The sequence below is a fragment of the Nostocoides sp. genome (genome assembly GCF_035343835.1).
Classification (GTDB): Bacteria; Actinomycetota; Actinomycetes; order Actinomycetales; family Dermatophilaceae; genus Nostocoides_A; species Nostocoides_A vanveenii.
This window is the reverse complement of sequence record NZ_DAOQZV010000041.1, coordinates 1-18199: the sequence shown is the minus strand read 5'-3', so window position 1 is coordinate 18199 and position 18199 is coordinate 1. Positions and strand designations below refer to the sequence as shown.

Genomic DNA, 18199 nt, shown 5'->3' with positions numbered 1-18199 from the left:
CGCCAGCGGGCAGCTTCGTGGCCGTCTCCGGGCAGTTTCTCGTGGCCGCCGACACCCGGCCGCCAGGGGGCTGGCCACCGTCACTGGAGGCGCTTGCCCGCGCCGGGTGAACTCGACCTCGCGAGCTCTTGCGTCGCTCCGTTCAGCGTCGACTGGCCGATCGTCTCCCAGGCGCTGTCACCGAGGCCCGGAAAAGCCTTCCAGTTGGAGTCGTAGGAGTGGTCGACGGAGTGGTAGCCCCCTTGGGCCGATTCCTTTGGAGCGCGTCGTCCAGGCCCGCCTTGTCACCATAAGTCCACCGCGAGGCATACACCACGAGCTGCGAACCGGCGTCCATTCCGCAAGTCCGCGAGTCCGCTTTGGGAGTCTTGTCGTGATAGGTGCTCGCCCGCCCCGTGGTCGCCGGTGTCCCGGATCCGCCGAAGGCGGCCAGCGCCTTGGCGCTCAGCCAGTTGCACAGGCCGACCGGCTCAGTGCCCGCCACACCGGTGACGGGATCGCCCGGCCCGAGCCCGACCTCGGGCTGGCTCCCGAGTCCCCGGGGGCGGCGCTGGACGCGCCCGATTCGGACGCGCTTGGCGCCGGCGCGCTCGCTGACCCGGACGAGCTCGACCCGCCTGTTGCTGGCGAGCCCGTCGGCCCGGGCGAGGTCCTTGTGGTCGATCCGGATGAGCATCCGGCCAGCCCGAGGGCGAGGACGGCGGATGCAATGGTGGCGCGCGCTCGTGTCGAGGGCATGGTGTTGATCTTTCTCGTGTGGCAGCCCACTCGTCGGCTACCTGCATGCAGGACCGTGCCACCCCGCCCTTACACCGCCACTACTTCCGCCGCTCGACCTGCCCCCCCCACAGACAGATGTATGCCGCCCCCGTCGGTGACGGGGGCGGCATACGTCTGTCGGCGGGCGCGGGGCCTACTCCGCGTCGGCGACGACCAGCGGCAGGTCCTGGATGGCTCCGGGGTGCGGGGTACCGATGAAGGTGAAGGTCTCTGCCTTGCCTTCCCCCTCGGTGCCGACCAATACGATCTCGCCGGCCTTGAGTTCGCCGTAGAGGATCTTCTCGGACAGCACGTCCTCGATCTCGCGCTGGATGGTGCGCCGCAGCGGCCGGGCACCGAGCACGGGGTCGTAGCCCTTCTTGGCCAGCAGCTGCTTGGCCGCGGGCTGCAACTCGATCCCCATGTCCTTGTCCTTGAGGCGCTTGTCGAGCTTGGCGATCTCCAGGTCGACGATCTGGACGATCTCGTCCTGCGTCAACTGCGGGAAGACGATGGTGTCGTCGACGCGGTTGAGGAACTCGGGACGGAAGTGGTTCTTCAACTCGTCCTGGACCTTGTTCTTCATCCGCTCGTAGTCGCTGCGGGAGTCGGGACCGGCCGAGAAGCCGAGCGAGACGCCCTTGGCGATGTCGCGGGTGCCGAGGTTGGTCGTCATGATGATGACGGTGTTCTTGAAGTCGACCATCCGGCCTTGGGAGTCGGTCAGTCGTCCGTCCTCGAGCACCTGAAGAAGCGAGTTGAAGATCTCTGGGTGCGCCTTCTCGACCTCGTCGAAGAGCACCACGGAGAACGGCCGGCGACGCACCTTCTCGGTCAGCTGGCCACCCTCTTCGTAGCCGACATAGCCGGGGGGTGAGCCGAAGAGCCGCGAGACAGTGTGCTTCTCGCTGTACTCCGACATATCGAGCTGGATCAGGGCGTCCTCGTCGCCGAAGAGGAACTCCGCGAGCGTCTTGGCGAGTTCGGTCTTGCCGACGCCCGTGGGCCCGGCGAAGATGAACGAGCCGCCGGGACGGCGCGGGTCCTTCAGGCCCGCGCGAGTGCGGCGGATGGCCTGGCTCAGTGCCCGGATGGCGTCATCCATGCCGACGACGCGCTTGTGCAGCTCGGCCTCCATGTTGAGCAGGCGGCTGGACTCCTCCTCGGAGAGCTTGAAGACGGGGATACCGGTCGAGGCGGCGAGCACCTCGGCGATCAACTCCTCATCGACCTCGGCGACGACGTCCATATCGCCGGCCTTCCACTCCTGCTCGCGACGGGCCTTCTCGCCGAGCAGCTTCTTCTCGTCGTCGCGCAGGCGCGCGGCCTTCTCGAAGTCCTGCCCGTCGATGGCGGATTCTTTCTCCAGGCGCACCTGGGCGATCCGGTCGTCATACTCGCGCAGGTCCGGTGGTGCGGTCATCCGGCGGATGCGCAACCGCGCACCGGCCTCGTCGATCAGGTCGATCGCCTTGTCCGGCAGGAAGCGGTCGTTGACATAGCGGTCGGCGAGGTTCGCCGCGTTCACCAGCGCCCCGTCGGTGATGGTGACGCGGTGGTGCGCTTCATACCGGTCCCGCAGACCCTTGAGGATCTCGATGGTGTGCGCGAGCGTGGGCTCGGCGACCTGGATCGGCTGGAAGCGGCGCTCCAGCGCGGAGTCCTTCTCGATGTACTTGCGGTACTCATCCAGCGTCGTCGCGCCGATGGTCTGGAGCTCGCCGCGGGCCAGCATCGGCTTCAGGATCGACGCGGCGTCGATCGCGCCTTCGGCCGCACCCGCACCGACGAGGGTGTGGATCTCGTCGATGAACAAGATGATGTCGCCGCGGGTGCGGATCTCCTTCAGCACCTTCTTCAAGCGCTCCTCGAAGTCACCGCGGTAGCGGCTGCCAGCCACCAGGGAGCCGAGGTCGAGGGTGTAGAGCTGCTTGTCCTTGAGGGTCTCGGGCACATCGCCGCGCACGATGTCTTGGGCCAGACCCTCGACGACGGCCGTCTTGCCGACGCCGGGCTCACCGATCAGGACCGGGTTGTTCTTGGTGCGCCTCGAGAGCACCTGCATGACCCGCTCGATTTCCTTCTCGCGCCCGATCACCGGGTCGAGCTTGGACTCGCGAGCCGCCTGGGTCAGGTTGCGCCCGAACTGGTCGAGCACCAGTGACCCGGCCGGCGTGCCCTCGGCCTGCTGGCTGGACGGGCCGACCCCGGCCGCGGCGCTCTCCTTGCCCTGGTAGCCGCTGATCAGTTGGATGACCTGCTGGCGCACCTTGTTCAGGTCGGCGCCGAGCTTGACGAGGACCTGCGCGGCGACGCCCTCGCCCTCGCGGATGAGGCCGAGCAGGATGTGCTCGGTCCCGATGTAGTTATGGCCAAGCTGCAGCGCCTCGCGCAGGCTCAGCTCGAGCACCTTCTTGGCGCGCGGCGTGAAGGGGATGTGCCCCGACGGCGCTTGCTGGCCCTGGCCGATGATCTCCTGAACCTGCTCGCGCACATTCTCCAGCTCGATACCGAGGGATTCCAGCGCCTTGCTGGCGACCCCGTCGCCTTCGTGGATCAGGCCGAGCAGGATGTGTTCGGTCCCGATGTAGTTGTGGTTGAGCATGCGCGCTTCTTCTTGCGCAAGCACGACCACCCGCCGGGCCCGGTCGGTAAACCGTTCAAACATGGCTGCTCCTAGCTATCGAGTCGCCTCGATCGTATCTGCGGGCCCCGTGCGGGTGCGTGCGTATTCGCGCCTGCGGCGGGCCGATCTGCTTGATCAACCCCTGGGGTCGCGCAGATGTTCCGCCCGTCCGTATGCCGCTGCCACCCGTTCGCTGTGAGCGGAGCACCGTCCGGGCCAGCGACCCTCGCAGGGCACTCGTCGGCGGGCACAGTCCTCCGCTTGCCCAGCGGCATGCCGGCACCGGTTGGTCACCCCGGCACGCGTCCAGACGGGTGTACGGGTGACGAACCCCGGTAGCAGTGACGAACACCGCGGTGACCGTTGCGTCCGCCTCACTCGTCGGCGGGGATGATCCACGCCTTGTCCAACGCCAGCAGGCGCCGGTCCGCGGTCAGGAAGCGGCACCGCTCGACGAGCGCCTGCCCGAGAAGCAGTCGGTCAAAGGGATCATGACGCGCGAGTTCGGGGAATTTCTCGATCGCTTCCGCGTGCTCGGGCAGCAGGGCCAGAGCGCGCAGACCCGACTCGGTCAGCACGCGAGCCAGGTCCGCCGGCACGTCCAGGCGGCCGATCATCCGCTTGATCGCGCACTCGGCGAGCGAGATCGCCGAGAAGTAGCAGACCTCACTTCGTTCCATCGCGTGCCGGGAGCGCGCTCCGATCCGATCGGGCGCCGCCACCAGCCACAGGGCGACGTGCGTGTCCAGCAGGATCACGGCGTGCCATCCCACATCGTCGCGAGGTCGCCATCGGCCGCATCGAAGGCGTCGAAGTCGATCGTGACCTGCCCGACGAGGGCACCGAAGACGATGTCCGGGCGGGTGACAGGCACAAGCTCGGCGATGGGTTCCCCAGCCTTGGCAATGATCACTCGCTCACCCGCGCGGACCTGCTCCAGCAGTCGCGACAAGTGCGTCTTCGCCTCCTGGATGTTCACGGTCGTCATACACGTAGCCTACCAAACCAGACCAGACCAGACCAGACTAAGTGTGGCTGCCGCTCACCGAGAGGGCGGAGATCCCGGGCCCCCACGTCGGGGGCGCCGACGGGTTATCCCCCGGTGAGCGCCGCCTTGATATCGGTCTTGACCACCTTGCCGACCTTCGAGCGCGGCAGGTCGGGCCAGACCTCGACCTGCTTGGGCGCCTTCACGCTGCCGATCAACCCCTTGACGTATGCCGTGAGCTCGCCCCCGTCGATCAGCTTCCCGGGCTGCGGCTGGACGACCGCGACAACCCGCTCGCCCCACTTCTCGTCCGGGACTCCGATCACGGCACAGTCCTGGACATCGGGGTGCGAGAGCACCGCCTGCTCGACCTCGGTGGAGTAGACGTTGAAACCGCCGCTGATGATCATGTCCTTGGCGCGGTCGACGATAAAGAGGAAGTTGTCCGCGTCGACATAGCCGATGTCGCCGGTGTGGTGCCAGCCGTGCGTGCTCGCCGCGGCCGTCGCCTCGGGGTCCTTGTAGTAGCCGGGTGTCACCAGCGAACTGCGCACGACGATCTCGCCCCGCTCCCCCAGCGGAAGCAGGGCACCGGCCTCGTCCATGATCCCGACGGTGACCAGCGGTGCCGGGCGACCCGCAGACGAGAGCTTCTCGGTGGCGACCGAGCCGTCGGCCCGATAGTGGTCCGCGGGCGGCATCATCGAGATCATCATCGGCGCCTCCGTCTGCCCGAAGAGTTGAGCCATCGGCCCGATCCGAGTGAGCGCCTCCTCCAGCCGCGCCGCGCTCATCGGCGCCGCGCCGTACCAGAAGCATTGCAGCGAGCCCAGATCCGCGGCACCGAGCGCCTCGTGGCCCAGCACCATATAGATCAACGTCGGCGGCAAAAAGGTGTGCGTCACCCGGTGCCGCTCGATCAGGCCGAGGAACTCACCGACATCCGGTGCTCGCATGATGACGATCTCGCCGCCACGCGCGAGCACCGGGAAACACAGCACTCCCGCGGCGTGCGTCAGCGGTGCTAGCGCCAGATAGACCGGGCGCCCGTCGAAGGGGTAGCCCATCAACGTCAGCGCCGACATCGTCTCCAGATTGCGCCCGCTGAGCATCACCCCCTTGGGCCGGCCGGTGGTGCCGCCGGTGCCGGCGATCATGGCCAGGTCGTCGACGGCGGCCCGGTCCACCCGGCTGGCGCCCTCTCCCAGGGCCAGGAACGCGTCCCACGTCAAGGCACCCTCGACCTGCGCGTCGAAGCACACCCAGGTGCGCACCGCGGGCAGGTCGTCGCGGATCCGGGCGACCAGATCGGCATACGACGATTTGAAAATGACTGTGGCGCAGTCGAAAAGCGCGAGCAGCTCGCGATTCTCCGCCGCCTCGTTGCGGGGGTTGATCGGGCACCACACCGCCCCGGCGCGGCTGATGCCGAAGACACAGGAGAACGCGACCGGGTCATTGCTGGAGATGATGGCGACCTTGTCACCCGCGGCGACACCGGAGCCCGCCAGCGCGGCAGCGACGGCATACGAGGTGTCGACGACGTCGGCGTAGGACAGGGACCGGCCCTCGGTGGTCAGGCACGCCCGGTTCGGGCCGAGCGAGGCCCCCTTGTCGAGATAGTCGACGATGCGCACGCGTCTGCTCCTTGCTGACCGAGGGTGGCGTCGATGCCGCGAGGCCGGCCCGGCGCGCAGGGGGGCGCCGGGCCGGCACGATCACATGCCCATGCCGCCGTCGACGGGCAGCCCGACGCCGTTGACGAACTTCGCGGCGTCGGAGGCGAGGAAAACGACGGCGTCCGCCATGTCGTCGACCTGCCCCAGCCGACCCGAGGGCGTCAACTCGACCACCGCACCGACAGCGGCCTCCGGGCTCTCGAAAAGTCCAATGGAGGCAACGTCGTTCGCCAGACCGGCGCCCATCGCCGTCGGCACCAGACCGGGGTAGATGCAGTTGATGCGCACGCCATAGCCGAGCTTGCCGGCCTCCATCGCGGCGACCCGGGTCAGCCGGTCCACGGCTGACTTCGTCGCCGAATAGGCGGCGATGGCCGGGAAGGCGATGGTCGCCGCGACACTGGCGACATTGATGATCGTGCCGCCATTGCCCGCCGCACCTCCAGGGCGCATCGTCCGCAGGCCGTGCTTGAGCCCGAGTGCGGTGCCGAGGACGTTGACCTCGAGCATCTTGCGCACGTCGGCAGCGTCGAGCTCGGTGATCAGGCTGGTGATCTCGATACCGGCGTTGTTGACGAGGATGTCGAGCCCGCCGAGGTGATCGACAGCTGCGGCGATCGCCTGCTCCCAGCTCGCGTCATCGGTCACATCGAGCCGGACGAACCCGTGGCCGGCACCGAGCGCTTCGGCTGTCTGTGCGCCGCTCTCCTGCACATCGGCGATCATGACGCGCGCGCCGGCGGCAGCGAGCGCCTGCGCCATCCCTTCGCCGAGGCCCTGGGCTCCGCCGGTCACCATGGCCTTGCGTCCGGTCAGGTCGATGGACGTCATGCCGCTCCTTCGTCGTTTCGCGCCGGCACCGGGCCGGTCGGCACCACGGTGTGCCGGCACCAACTCTGGTGAACTTCTTGACGATGGTCAAGACCTTGGGCTCGGGGCTGATGACGAGTAGCATGTGCGCTCGTGAGTTCGCCCGGCCCGAGCCGCGCCCGACACCGCAAGGGTTTAGAGCGGCGCAACGAACTCGCCGAGTCTGCACTAGTCACACTCGGCGAACTCGGGTATGCCCGCACCAGCCTGCGCGATATCGCCGCGAACTCCCCGTTCAGCCATGGCGTCGTGCACTATTACTTCAGCGACAAAACCGAGCTGATCACGTATTGCGTGCGCTATTACAAGACCCAATGCGTCACGCGCTATGACGACATCATCGCCGAATCCGTCTCTGCCCCAGCGCTTCTCGATGCGTTCGCGGAGCGTCTGACGCAGACGCTCGTCGAGGATGCCGCCATGCACCGTCTCTGGTACGACCTGCGCACCCAGGCGATGTTCGAGGACGTCCTGCGCCCCGACGTGCTGATGATCGACGCCACGCTCGAGGACATGATCGGGCGGGTGCTGAGCAGGTATGCCGTCTTGGCCGGCGGGGAACTCGGGACCGACTCCGCCACGGCCTACGCGATGCTCGACGGCGTCTTCGAGCGGGCGCTTCTTCGCCACCTGGCCGGACAGCCCGAGGCGTTGGACTTCCTGCGCGAGCGCGCCGTGGCCATGCTCCCCCGGCTGTTGGCTCCGGCCGAGGTTTCCTGACTCAGGCGCCGGGCCGGACGGGCCATGATCCGCCGCCGCATCTCGGCCAAGCCGTCCGGGCCGTCGACCCTAACCCGCAGGCTCAGCTGCGCCGCTGACAGCGGCCGCACCAGAACAGGTTGCGCCCGGCGACCACCGCGGTGCGGATCTTCGAGCCGCAGACCAGGCACGGCAGTCCATCGCGCTTATAGACGGCATACTCGCGCGGGAACGGGGCCACGGCGCCACCACGCACGAAGCGCCCCCGTTCACCCGGCATCACCCCACCCCATTCCGGCACGTATGCCGTCGGGTCCCGCCCCGCGAGCAACTCACGCGCCGCGTCGAGCTGATCCTCGAGCGTGATGATCTGCCCGAAGGCCACCCCCATCGGCAAGAGCGCGACCAGGTCGTCCCACATCGCCAGCCACGTGCGCTTCTTGACCTTCGCGCCCGGCGTGAAGGGATTGACCCGGTGCCGGAAGAGCACCTCGCAGCGGTAGACATTGCCGACACCGGCGATGATCGACTGATCCATCAGGCATTCAGCGACCGAGCGTTGGGTGCGGGCCAGGCGGGTCAGGGAGCGCGTCGGGTCGTTGCCGGGCGTTCCGACGCGCAACGGGTCGGGCCCGAGCCGGGCGATGGTTGCCTCGACCTCCTCCGGGCCGACGATCTGGACCAGGGTCGCGCCACGCAGGTCGGCGAACGCCCGCTCATTGACCATCCGGACCCGAACGGCGCCGGTCGGCGGCGGCGGAGCGGGATCGGCATACGTCAGCACGTCGAAGGAGCCGATCAGTCCGAGGTGAACATTGAGCACCGCGTCACCGGCGAAGCGGACGAAGAGGTGCTTGCCATAGGCCTCCGCGCGCTCGACCGCGCGCCCGCTCAGCAGCGCGGCTCCCTCGGTGAAGCGCCCCTGCGGGCTGGTGACCAGCGGCGCGGTCCCGGAGAACGCGACATCGAGAGCGCCGGCGAGCCGGTGCAGGGTGTGGCCTTCGGGCATGCCGTGAGGGTATGCCCAGCCGGCGGCGCCACGCGCCTCAGAGACGTGACTACTCGCCTTGGGACAACCCGAGATACCAGTCCTCGGGGACCTCGGCGGCGGCCCGGTCGGTAGCGACCGGCACCCAGGCCCGCCGCGCCCCATCGGCGTGCAGGATCTCGGTGAGGCGGTCGAGCCGCTCGCAGGCGACCGCGGCACCGGCCGCACGGCGGTCTGCGTCATAGCGGCCGACCCCATCGCCCCAGATCGCCCGGCCGGCCATGAAGCCGCTCGCGCCGTGGCGGGCGCCATAGGTCATCTGCTCGGCAAAGCCGTCGAAGGTGACGCCGGCGGACAGTAGGACCCACGGGCCGTCGATGCCCTCGGCAAGGGCCGCGCAAGCCGAGTCCGCACCCTCGCGGCCGTCCTCCGTGGCCAGGGACACCGGGAACTCCACCTTCATGATGTCCGCGCCGGCCTGGCGGAAGGACGCCGCCGAGGCGATGACGCTCGCGGTCCGGCGCGCGCGGACCGCGGGGTCGTCGAGCGACTCGCCGGGGAGGGGATACCAGAGCGGCTCGACCACCAACGGCAGATGCAACGCGTGGCATTCGGCGGCGACCTCGGCGACGACGGCGTGAGCGTGCTCGGCGGCGGCGTCCTGCGTGTCGGCCCGATAGAAGACGACGAGTTTGGCCGCGTCCACCCCGAGCGCGGCCAATTGCGCGGGCCGCCAGCCCGGCTTGATCTTCAGCTCGGTGGCAAAGCCGACCGGGCTGTCGTCCGGGGTGTAGTAGAGGTCCTCGACCCCGCTGAGGATCCCGACATCGCCCGGCGCGGCGCCGGTGATGATGGCCTGGCCGAGCGCGGTCACGGGGTCCAGGAGCAGCGAGGACGCGTGCGCCGACATCGCCGTGATCAACTCGAGTTTGGACTCCACGACCTCCTCGAAGCTGACCCTGCTCAGGTCGGGGTCGAAGAGGATGCGGTAGTTCTCGGGGTGGTCGATCGCCGCCGTCCGGATGAATCCGTCGGCGTCGCTGATCCGCGCCAAACGCCGAAGCATCCCGAGATCCTGACTGGTAGCCACTGCTCTCCCCGATTCGTCTCGCGCCGGCTCGCCACTAGGCTGACGAGCGCCGGCGACGCTGCCCACACGGCGTGCCAGCAACGCTATTCCATCGCACCGACAGGGCAGGGCATGGACCACGGGGACCTCGATATCGGCTTCGACCTGGGGACGTCGAACACCAAGGTCGTGGCCGTGGACGCCTCTGGCGCGCTGGCCGCGAGTGCCTCTTTGGAGACCGACTGGACGCACCTCGGCGGCGGCCGCGCCGAGCGGGACCCGGTCGGCATGCTGGCCACGATCGACGACCTCCTCGAACGCGTCGTCACCGCCGCCAGAGCCCGTCTCGGCCATGTGCGGGTGCGTTCGATCGGCTTCGCGTCACTGGCCGAGACAGGGGTGCTCTTGGATCGCCAGGGAAGGCCGGCCTACCCACTGATCGCCTGGTTCGACCCGCGCGGACAGGCCCAACTCGATGACCTTCCCGTCCGCATCCGCACCGACTTCCGGGTCACGACCGGCCTCGACCTGACCACGGTGCCCACGCTCTTTAAGCTGATGTGGTTGCACGACAATGGGATTCGACTGGACGGGAGCCAGTGGCTGGGGCTGCCCGAATACATCTGCCATCACCTCGGCGGCGCCCGCGCCACCGACATCTCACTCTTCGGGCGCACCGGCCTGATCAACGTCGCCACCCGGGGCGTATGGCCGTCCGCCCTCGACCTGCTGCACGTCACCCCCGCATTCCTGCCGCCGATCGTCGCCTCAGGCGCGCCCCTCGGCCGGGTCCGGGATGACCACCGCGTCGAGGAGGTCCGCGGGGCGGTCCTCACGGTGGCCGGCCACGACCACCTGGTCGCAGCGGCCGAGGCCGGGGCGGCCCGGCCGGGTTTCGCCCTGGACTCCATGGGCACCGCCGAGGCGATCCTGGCGGTCAGCGAGCGCCTGCCGCCGGCGGCCGACCGGGAGCGCCTGGCCGGCCTCGGGCTCAGCGTTTCGCCGCACGTCGTGGACGGCCTGACCAGTGTGCTGGCCGGACTCAAGGGCGGTTTCTTGTTGGCGCGGATCCTGCGGATGGTGGGCGGGACGAACGATCCGGCTCGGCACGAGCTGGACGCCCGCGCGGCAGCCCTCTGGCCGCAGCGCCCGGCCGCCGTCACCGTTCGAGGCGTCGGGATGAACGACCAGGCGATCACCGTCACCGTCGACGACGGAGAACTCGACCCGGCCCTGGTCTGGCTGGCTGCCCTCGGCCACGTGACCGATCGAGCACGTGAGTTGCTCGCGATCATCGAGTCCGCCGGCATACCGGCGACGACGTTGGTGGTCGCGGGCGGCTGGACGCACCTGGCATCGGTACGGGCGAGCCGTCGCAGCCTGGTTCCGGACTTCGCGATCTGCGCGAGCGACCAACCCGGGATCTTCGGTGCCGCGCGCCTGGCCGCCCGCGCCGCCCGCCTCAACGACGGCCGCGCGGACCTGAGCACCTATCCCGCGCCCGCCATCGACGACTTCCCGCTCGCGCCCTGACCCGATGCCGACGAGCCCCCAGTCGCTGCCAACCGCAGCGCGTCAGCCGGCCTTCTTCTTGGCCACCGCCTTCTTGGCCGGTGCCTTTTCGGGCTCGGCGACGCTCTCGCCGCGCGACGCCTTGGCCTTCTCGACCGACTTTGCCAGCGCGGCCAGCAGGTCGACCACCTCGCCGGTCTCCTCGGCGGGCTTGGGCCGGTCCTTGACCTCGCCGCCTTCGACCTTGGCCTTGACCAACGCCTCGACGGCCTGCGCGTAGTCGTCCTCGTATTCCTCGGGGTCATAGTCCCCCGCCAGTTGGTCGACCAGGAGGTGCGCCATCGCCAGTTCCTTGTCGGTGGCGTGCTGATCCTCGCCGAGGGAGGCGAAGTCCGGGCTGCGGACCTCGTCCGGCCACAGCATCGTCTGCATCACGATGACACCATCGCGAACGCGCAGCACGGCCATCGTCATCCGCGTGCGCAGGGAGACCGTCACCAGGGCCATCCGCTGCTCGCTCTCGAGCGCATCCCGAAGCAGCACATAGGGTTTCGCGGCGGCCTTGTCCGGCTCCAGATAGTAGGACTTGTCCAAGAGCATGGGGTCGATCTGGTCCTGCGGCACGAATTTCTCGACCGCGATCTCCTTGCTCGTGCGCGAGGGCAGATCGGCCAGATCCGCGTCGGTGAGCACGACCATGTCGCCGTCCTCGGTCTCATAGCCCTTGGCGATGTCGTCATAGGAGACCAGTTCGCCGTCGATCGAGCAGACCCGTTGGTATTTGATCCGCCCGCCATCGGTGCGGTGCACCTGCCGGAAGCTGATGTCGTGGTTCTCGGTCGCCGAATACAACCGCACCGGCACGTTGACCAGGCCGAAGGAGACGGCACCCTTCCAGATCGGACGCATACGTCGCAGTGTCCCACGCCCCGCCGGGCCACGGCAGAATCGTGGCATGCGTCCCATGCTCGCCACGCCGGCGCCCGCGCCACCACCTGGGCCGGCCTGGGTGCACGAGATCAAGTGGGACGGTATGCGGATCCTCGCCGACGTGCGCGGCGGGCGGGTCACGCTGTGGTCACGCAACGAGAAGGACGTCACCGCGTCCTTCCCCGAACTCGCTGCGCTCGCCGAGACGTATGAGGATCTCCTCCTCGACGGCGAGGTCGTCGCCTTCGACGCGGGTCGCCCGTCCTTCGCAGCCCTCGCCGAACGCATGCACGTTGCCGATCGGCGCAAGGCCGAGCGCCTGTCGTCGACCAGGCCGATCACCTTCATGGTCTTCGATCTGCTGCGCCTCTTCGAGCAGGATCTGACGGCGCAGGCCTGGTCGGCCCGCCGGGAGTTGCTGGAGCGGCTCGACCTGACCGGCACCCATTGGCAGGTGCCCCCGACCTATGCCGACGGCCGCCAGTTGCTCGCCGCGACCGCCGAGCAGGACCTCGAGGGCCTGGTGAGCAAGCGGCGCGGCGCGGCGTACTACCCGGGGCGCCGCTCTTCGGACTGGCTCAAGGTCAGCCACCGGAAGGTGGTCTCGGCCGTCGTCGGCGGGTGGCGACCCGAGACCGGGAACGCCGCCCGGCTCGGTGCTGTGTTGCTGGGTCGCCCGGGCCCGCAGGGGTGGCTCTATGCGGGCCGGATGGGCTCCGGGCTGGCGGGCAAGCCCGGCACGGCAATGGCCGATCTGCTCGCCCCGCTGGGCCGACGCGACTCCCCGTTCGCCGACGAGGTGCCGGCTCTCGACGCCAAAGACGTCACCTGGGTGGAACCGCGCGTTGTGGTCGACGTCCGCTTCCTCGGCGAGACCGGCGGCGGCCGGCTGCGCCACCCGACCTTCGTCGGGGTTCGCTCCGATCTGACTGCCGACGACCTTGCCCAAGCCTGAAAGAGGAGACGCCATGCCCATCGATGGCCCGACGACGCGCGTCGATGTCGACGGGCGGACCCTGAAGATCTCGAGCCTGGACAAGGTGCTCTACCCCGCCACCGAGACCACGAAGGCGGAGGTGCTCAGCTATTACGCGCAGATCGGCCCGATCATGCTGAGCTATCTGGCCGAACGTCCGGTTACGCGCGTGCGCTGGCCCCACGGGGTCGGCGATCAGTCCTTCTTCGAGAAGAATCTGCCGTCGGGGGCACCGCCCTGGTTGCGATCCGCCAAGATCGACGATGTTACCTACCCATTAGTAACGAATCTGGCCGATCTGACCTATCTGGTCAACCTGAATTCGTTGGAGTTTCACATCCCCCAATGGCGGGTAGCCGCCAATGGCGGACGCGCGAATCCTGATCGCCTGGTCATCGACCTCGATCCAGGAAAGCCCGCCGGGCTGACCGAATGCTGCAGGGTCGCCCTTGCCGTTCGCGAACGCCTGCAAGGTCTGGGCATGACATTGTTTCCCGTTTCCTCGGGGAGCAAGGGCATGCAACTGTATGCCGCGCTCGGCGGTGATCTGACATCGGACGAAGTGCGCAGTTTGGCTGCGCAACTCGCCCAGGAATTGACCAAGAGGTTGCCCGATCTCGTCACGTGGAAGATGACGAAGTCGTTGCGGCCGGGCAAGATCTTCTTCGACTGGAGTCAGAATGTCGCGGCCAAGACCACGATCTGCCCCTACTCCTTGCGGGGCACGGAGTTGCCTCACGTCGCCGCACCGCGCACGTGGGCCGAAGTCGAGGCGGCCGCATATGGGGAAGGCGTCATCGAACAGGTGATGTTCGATGACGCCCTCGACCGAATAGCCACCTACGGCGACCTATTGACCCCGCTTTTGCGCTGGTGATCGATTCAGATGGCGCTCAGCCGTGGGCGCGGTCGTAGGCCTCTTGGATGGCCGCCGAGATGCGGCCGCGGTCACTGACGACGTGGCCGGCGGAGCGCGCCCATTCGCGCACCTTGGCCAGTTCTTCGCGGCTCTTGCCCTTGGCTGCCGTCGCGCCCGTGGACTTGCGCCCGCCCGTGCGGCGCGCATGGCCGATCCAGCGGGCGAGGTCGGAACGCAGCGAAGTCGCGTTGTCCGAACTGAGGTCGATCTCGTAGGTGACGCCGTCGAGTGCAAAAGTCACAGTCTCGTCGGCGGCGGTCGAGTCGACATCGTCGATGAGCATAACTTGGACGCGTTGAGCCATGTAATGAGCCCTTAACCCTTCGGTAGATGGTCTGTGTGAGGTACAGCCTGTCTTGTCATCCTAAGTCATGAATCCTGGGATGCCTAGCAAACTTTCTTATTCACGAACCCATCGATCTGAATACGCGCGCGTATTCAGATCGATGGCTTGGAGTCCTCGATTTGCCGGCGGTCCTGCTCCTTCTCCCAGCGGGCCATCGCGGCACGCTCGTTGCGGTCGCCCTCGAGGAGGTTCTTGATGATCACATAGAACAGATAGCCCACGCCGATGGACGGCAAGACCGCCGCGGCATACGGCATCCACTCGCTCATTTTCAGTTCACCTCCGGCTTCAGATGGGGAAACAGGATCGTCTCGCGCAGCGACACGCCTCGGAAGAGGGCGATCACCCGGTCCAGGCCCATGCCGACCCCGCCCATCGGCGGTGCGCCGTATTCGAGCGCCCGCAGGAAGTCCTCGTCCAACTGCATCGCCTCGGGGTCGCCGCCCGCCGCCCGCAGGGACTGTGCGGTCAGGACCTCGCGCTGGATGACCGGGTCGATCAGCTCCGAGAATCCGGTGCCGCGCTCGACGCCCGCGATGATCAGATCCCACGCTTCGATCTGTCCGGGCAGGGACCGGTGCGGGCGAGCGAGCGGCTGGGCGATGGCGGGGTAGTCGCACAGGAAAGTCGGCTGCAGTAGCCCCGGCTCGACCAGTTCGGAGAGCAGTTCGAGGAAGACCTTGTCCTTCTCCAGCGCCGGGTCGAGCGCCACGCCGTGCTCGCGCGCCAGGCGGTGCAGGGTCTCGGCGTCGGTATCGACCGTCACGCTCTCGCCGACGGCGTCGCTGACCGCGTCGTAGACCGGCAGCCAGCGCCATTCCCCGTCGAGGTCGACGACCCCCTTGGGCGTCTCGATCTGCCGGCCGCCGCCGGCATCGGCGATGGCCAAGATGATCCGCCGGGTCAGGTCGGCGACGGTGGTCTGGTCGCCATAGGCCTGGTAGAACTCGAGCATCGTGAACTCGGGGCTGTGGGTGGCATCGGCACCCTCATTGCGGAAGATGCGCCCGAGTTCGTAAACCCGGTCGACGCCGCCGACGACGGCCTTCTTGAGGTTGAGTTCCAGGGCGATGCGAAGCACCATCTCCTGGTCAAAGGCGTTGATATGGGTTCGGAACGGCCGCGCCTGCGCTCCACCATGGATGAGCTGAAGAACCGGCGTCTCCACCTCGACGAAGCCTTCCGCGTCCAGCACGCTGCGCGTGGCGCGCATGGCCGCGGCCTTCAGCCGCACCATGTCGCGGGCGTCCTGACGAACGATCAGATCGGCATACCGCTGGCGGACGCGGGTCTCCTCCGCGAGCTCCTTGTGGAAGACCGGCAGCGGGCGCAGGGCCTTGGAGGCCATCTGCCAACGGGTGGCGAGCACTGACAGTTCGCCGCGCTTGGAGGCGATGACCCGGCCCTCGACCAGCACGTGATCCCCTAGGTCGACATCGGCCTTCCAGTCGGCCAGCGCCTCCTCGCCCACCTCGGCGAGGCTGAGCATGACCTGCAGCCGAGTGCCGATGCCCTCCTGGAGGGTGGCGAAGGCGAGCTTGCCGGTGTTGCGGATGAACACGACCCGGCCCGCGACGGCAACACTCTCGCCGGTCTCCTCGCCTGCCGTCAGATCACCCCACCGGTCGCGCACCTCGGCCAGGGTGTGGGTGCGGCCGACCGTCACCGGATAGGGCGCGCGGCCCGCCGCCAGCAGCCGCTCGCGCTTGGCGTGCCGGAAGCGCATCTGCTCGGTGAGTTCGGCTTCGGGCAGCTCAGGCGCGTCGGTGGCGCCCGCTGGCGCGTCGTTGGCGGTCACACGCTCCAGTTTAAGTCCCGTCGAAAGCGCCTCTCTCGCGCCCGTCGAAAGGCCGGTTCAGCCCCGTCGAAAGGCCGGTTCAGCCCCGTCGAAAGGCCGGTTCAGTCCGAAGGCGGTGTGTCGGCCCCCATCCCTACAGTTCCCTTTATGCGCTGGTCCGATCCCCTGCCCGTCCGTCGCGTGCGCCGGGCGAGCGATGCCTCTCTGGACCCGGATCAGTGGCCGATGACCCTGGCCCCGGTGCGCCAGTTGCTTCAGGAGGGCCTCGACCTCGGCCGGATCACGGTGCTCGTCGGCGAGAACGGCACCGGCAAGTCCACCCTGGTCGAGGCCATCGCGATGGCCTTCGGCCTCCCCGCCGAGGGCGGGTCGACCGGCGCAATGCACCGCACGTATGCCAGCGAATCCGCCCTCCACGACGACCTCACCCTCGAGCGGGGGGCCGGCGCGAGCAAGTGGGGCTACTTCCTGCGCGCCGAGACCACCCACGGGCTCTTCACCTATCTCGCCAACAATCCCGGCCCACGCGATCCCGACTTCCACCGGATGAGCCACGGCGAGTCCTTCTTGGCAATGCTGGGCAGCGGACGGTTCCGGGGCGACGGCTTCTTCGTGATGGACGAACCCGAGGCCGGCCTGTCCTTCAGCGCCCAACTCGCCCTCGTCGGCACCCTGCACGCGCTGGCGCAACACCGCAGCGCCCAGGTGCTCATGGCCACCCACTCCCCCGTGCTCGCCGCCATCCCGGGGGCGACCATCCTCGAACTCGACCACGAGGGCCTGCACCCTCGCGACTGGTCCGATCTCGATGTCGTGGACAACTACCGCCGGTTCCTGGCCACCCCGGGCCAGTACCTCCGCCACGTCATCGACTGAAACCACAGGCGTCACGGCTTCCCGCCCGATGCCACAAACCCTCGTGCGCACGGGACGATTTCCCTTGCCGACAAGGGGTTTGCCATGCGTATCGTCTGCTGTGCCGATGCACGACGATGAACTCGTTATCGAGACCACAACCGTGCGCGCCCTCGTGGCCGATCAGTTCCCGCGGTGGCGCCATCTGCCCGTCACCCGACTGGTCACCGCTGGCACTGTCAACGCGATCTTCCGGCTGGGCGCATCGCTCACCGCGCGATTGCCACTGCGGCCCCAGGATGCCGTTGCCGCGCACGATTGGCTCACGGCCGAGTGCGCGGCGCAGGCCGAACTGGCCGAGGTCAGTCCCGTTCCTGCCCCGCGACCGGTCGCCCTGGGCAGGCCGGGGATCGGCTATCCGATGCCCTTCGCCATCCAGACCTGGGTGCCCGGCAGCGTTCCGCGGGTCGGCCAGTATGCCGATTCCGACCAACTCGCCGACGACCTCGCCGCCCTCGTCCTCGCCTTACGCAGCGCGCCGACGCGTGGCCGGCGATTTCGCGGCGACGGTCGCGGCGGCGCGCTGACCGACCACGACGACTGGGTCGCGGAGTGCATCCGGCGGAACGCCCCCTGGTTCGACCCTGCCCGCACCGCGGCGCTCTGGGGCCACCTGCGAGAGCTTGCTCGCGAAGACCCGGATGTCATGAACCACGGGGACCTCGTGCCCGGCAATCTCCTTGTCGGCGACGGCAAATTGATCGGCGTCCTCGACGGCGGCGGCTTCGGGCCGGCGGACCCGGCGCTGGACCTCGTGGCCGCATGGCATGTGCTCGACACCCCACGCCGCGGGCGGCTCCGCGCGGCAATCGCGTCATCGGATCTGGAGTGGGAACGCGGCCGCGCCTGGGCCTTCGTCCAGGCGGTGGGCCTCGTGCACTACTACGAGAAGAGCAACCTGGGCATGTACGCCCTCGGGATGCGCACCATACGCGAAGTGCTCGGGGGCCCCTGACGCGGCAACCCAACGGCATACGCGCGGGAAGGCTCTCGTAGGCAACGGAAACTTTTTTCGCGCGACCAAGGGGTTTGTGGCATCGGGCGGGAAAGCTGTGCCCCAAAAAGCCGTCTCAGACCAGGTCGAGGGCGACGTCGAGGATCGGCGCGGAATGCGTCAAGGCGCCA

General features: G+C 68.4%; 18 protein-coding genes. 6 read left to right on the top strand and 12 right to left on the bottom strand.

Going from position 1 to position 18199, the window contains the following annotated elements:
* Window positions 1-142: 142 nt before the first annotated feature.
* The 6 genes from PKH97_RS04860 to PKH97_RS04835 all read right to left on the bottom strand — a co-directional run bounded on the left by PKH97_RS04860 (window position 143) and on the right by PKH97_RS04835 (window position 6883).
* Window positions 143-676, bottom strand: a complete 534-nt coding sequence (locus PKH97_RS04860; RefSeq protein ID WP_324386277.1) for a hypothetical protein — start codon at window positions 674-676, stop codon at window positions 143-145.
* Window positions 677-913: 237 nt separating this feature from the next.
* Window positions 914-3427 (bottom strand): ATP-dependent Clp protease ATP-binding subunit, encoded by a 2514-nt coding sequence (locus PKH97_RS04855; RefSeq protein WP_324386276.1) that lies wholly within the window; start codon window positions 3425-3427, stop codon window positions 914-916.
* A gap of 332 nt (window positions 3428-3759) precedes the next feature.
* Window positions 3760-4143, bottom strand: a complete 384-nt coding sequence (locus tag PKH97_RS04850; RefSeq protein WP_324386275.1) for a type II toxin-antitoxin system VapC family toxin — start codon at window positions 4141-4143, stop codon at window positions 3760-3762.
* Complete coding sequence (locus PKH97_RS04845; RefSeq protein ID WP_324386274.1) at window positions 4140-4373, bottom strand: type II toxin-antitoxin system prevent-host-death family antitoxin; 234 nt, start codon at window positions 4371-4373, stop codon at window positions 4140-4142. The genes PKH97_RS04850 and PKH97_RS04845 overlap by 4 nt, the downstream gene beginning before the upstream one ends.
* Before the next feature lie 104 nt (window positions 4374-4477).
* Window positions 4478-6010: an AMP-binding protein gene (locus tag PKH97_RS04840; RefSeq protein WP_324386273.1), complete on the bottom strand. Its 1533-nt coding sequence runs from the start codon at window positions 6008-6010 to the stop codon at window positions 4478-4480.
* Between the two features lie 81 nt (window positions 6011-6091).
* A complete protein-coding gene (locus PKH97_RS04835; protein ID WP_324386272.1) occupies window positions 6092-6883 on the bottom strand; it encodes an SDR family oxidoreductase in 792 nt (263 codons plus the stop codon).
* A 132-nt stretch (window positions 6884-7015) separates the two neighbouring features.
* Between PKH97_RS04835 and PKH97_RS04830 the strand changes: the two genes are divergently transcribed.
* Window positions 7016-7642, top strand: a complete 627-nt coding sequence (locus tag PKH97_RS04830; protein ID WP_324386271.1) for a TetR/AcrR family transcriptional regulator — start codon at window positions 7016-7018, stop codon at window positions 7640-7642.
* A gap of 82 nt (window positions 7643-7724) precedes the next feature.
* Here the strand turns inward: PKH97_RS04830 and PKH97_RS04825 are convergent, their stop codons facing one another.
* Both PKH97_RS04825 and PKH97_RS04820 read right to left on the bottom strand, forming a co-directional pair.
* Complete coding sequence (locus PKH97_RS04825) at window positions 7725-8630, bottom strand: zinc finger domain-containing protein (protein ID WP_324386270.1); 906 nt, start codon at window positions 8628-8630, stop codon at window positions 7725-7727.
* A gap of 49 nt (window positions 8631-8679) precedes the next feature.
* A complete protein-coding gene (locus PKH97_RS04820) occupies window positions 8680-9675 on the bottom strand; it encodes a hypothetical protein (RefSeq protein ID WP_324386269.1) in 996 nt (331 codons plus the stop codon).
* A 135-nt stretch (window positions 9676-9810) separates the two neighbouring features.
* Here PKH97_RS04820 and PKH97_RS04815 point away from each other — a divergent pair, with 135 nt between their 5' ends.
* Window positions 9811-11211, top strand: a complete 1401-nt coding sequence (locus tag PKH97_RS04815; RefSeq protein ID WP_324386268.1) for an FGGY family carbohydrate kinase — start codon at window positions 9811-9813, stop codon at window positions 11209-11211.
* A gap of 42 nt (window positions 11212-11253) precedes the next feature.
* Here the strand turns inward: PKH97_RS04815 and PKH97_RS04810 are convergent, their stop codons facing one another.
* Window positions 11254-12099, bottom strand: a complete 846-nt coding sequence (locus PKH97_RS04810) for a Ku protein (protein ID WP_324386267.1) — start codon at window positions 12097-12099, stop codon at window positions 11254-11256.
* 46 nt (window positions 12100-12145) lie between these two features.
* Between PKH97_RS04810 and ligD (PKH97_RS04805) the strand changes: the two genes are divergently transcribed.
* Together ligD (PKH97_RS04805) and ligD (PKH97_RS04800) are read left to right on the top strand one after the other, a co-directional pair.
* Window positions 12146-13075 (top strand): non-homologous end-joining DNA ligase, encoded by a 930-nt coding sequence (gene ligD / locus PKH97_RS04805; protein ID WP_324386266.1) that lies wholly within the window; start codon window positions 12146-12148, stop codon window positions 13073-13075.
* Between the two features lie 13 nt (window positions 13076-13088).
* Window positions 13089-13973, top strand: coding sequence for a non-homologous end-joining DNA ligase (ligD, locus tag PKH97_RS04800; protein ID WP_324386265.1), 885 nt, complete (start codon window positions 13089-13091; stop codon window positions 13971-13973).
* Window positions 13974-13989: 16 nt separating this feature from the next.
* Here ligD (PKH97_RS04800) and PKH97_RS04795 read toward each other — a convergent pair whose 3' ends face one another.
* The 3 genes from PKH97_RS04795 to PKH97_RS04785 all read right to left on the bottom strand — a co-directional run bounded on the left by PKH97_RS04795 (window position 13990) and on the right by PKH97_RS04785 (window position 16087).
* Entirely contained in the window at window positions 13990-14319 is a 330-nt protein-coding gene (locus PKH97_RS04795; RefSeq protein ID WP_324386264.1) for an Lsr2 family protein, read from the bottom strand.
* Window positions 14320-14453: 134 nt separating this feature from the next.
* Entirely contained in the window at window positions 14454-14630 is a 177-nt protein-coding gene (locus PKH97_RS04790) for a hypothetical protein (protein ID WP_324386263.1), read from the bottom strand.
* A 2-nt stretch (window positions 14631-14632) separates the two neighbouring features.
* The gene (locus tag PKH97_RS04785; protein ID WP_324386278.1) at window positions 14633-16087 is read right to left on the bottom strand and encodes a lysine--tRNA ligase; all 1455 of its coding nucleotides are present in this window, start codon (window positions 16085-16087) and stop codon (window positions 14633-14635) included.
* A 219-nt stretch (window positions 16088-16306) separates the two neighbouring features.
* On the opposite strand from PKH97_RS04785, the gene PKH97_RS04780 reads away from it, so the two are divergent.
* Window positions 16307-17035, top strand: a complete 729-nt coding sequence (locus PKH97_RS04780; protein ID WP_324386262.1) for an AAA family ATPase — start codon at window positions 16307-16309, stop codon at window positions 17033-17035.
* A gap of 106 nt (window positions 17036-17141) precedes the next feature.
* Window positions 17142-18029 (top strand): phosphotransferase, encoded by an 888-nt coding sequence (locus tag PKH97_RS04775; RefSeq protein ID WP_324386261.1) that lies wholly within the window; start codon window positions 17142-17144, stop codon window positions 18027-18029.
* The last annotated feature ends 170 nt before the right edge of the window (window positions 18030-18199 follow it).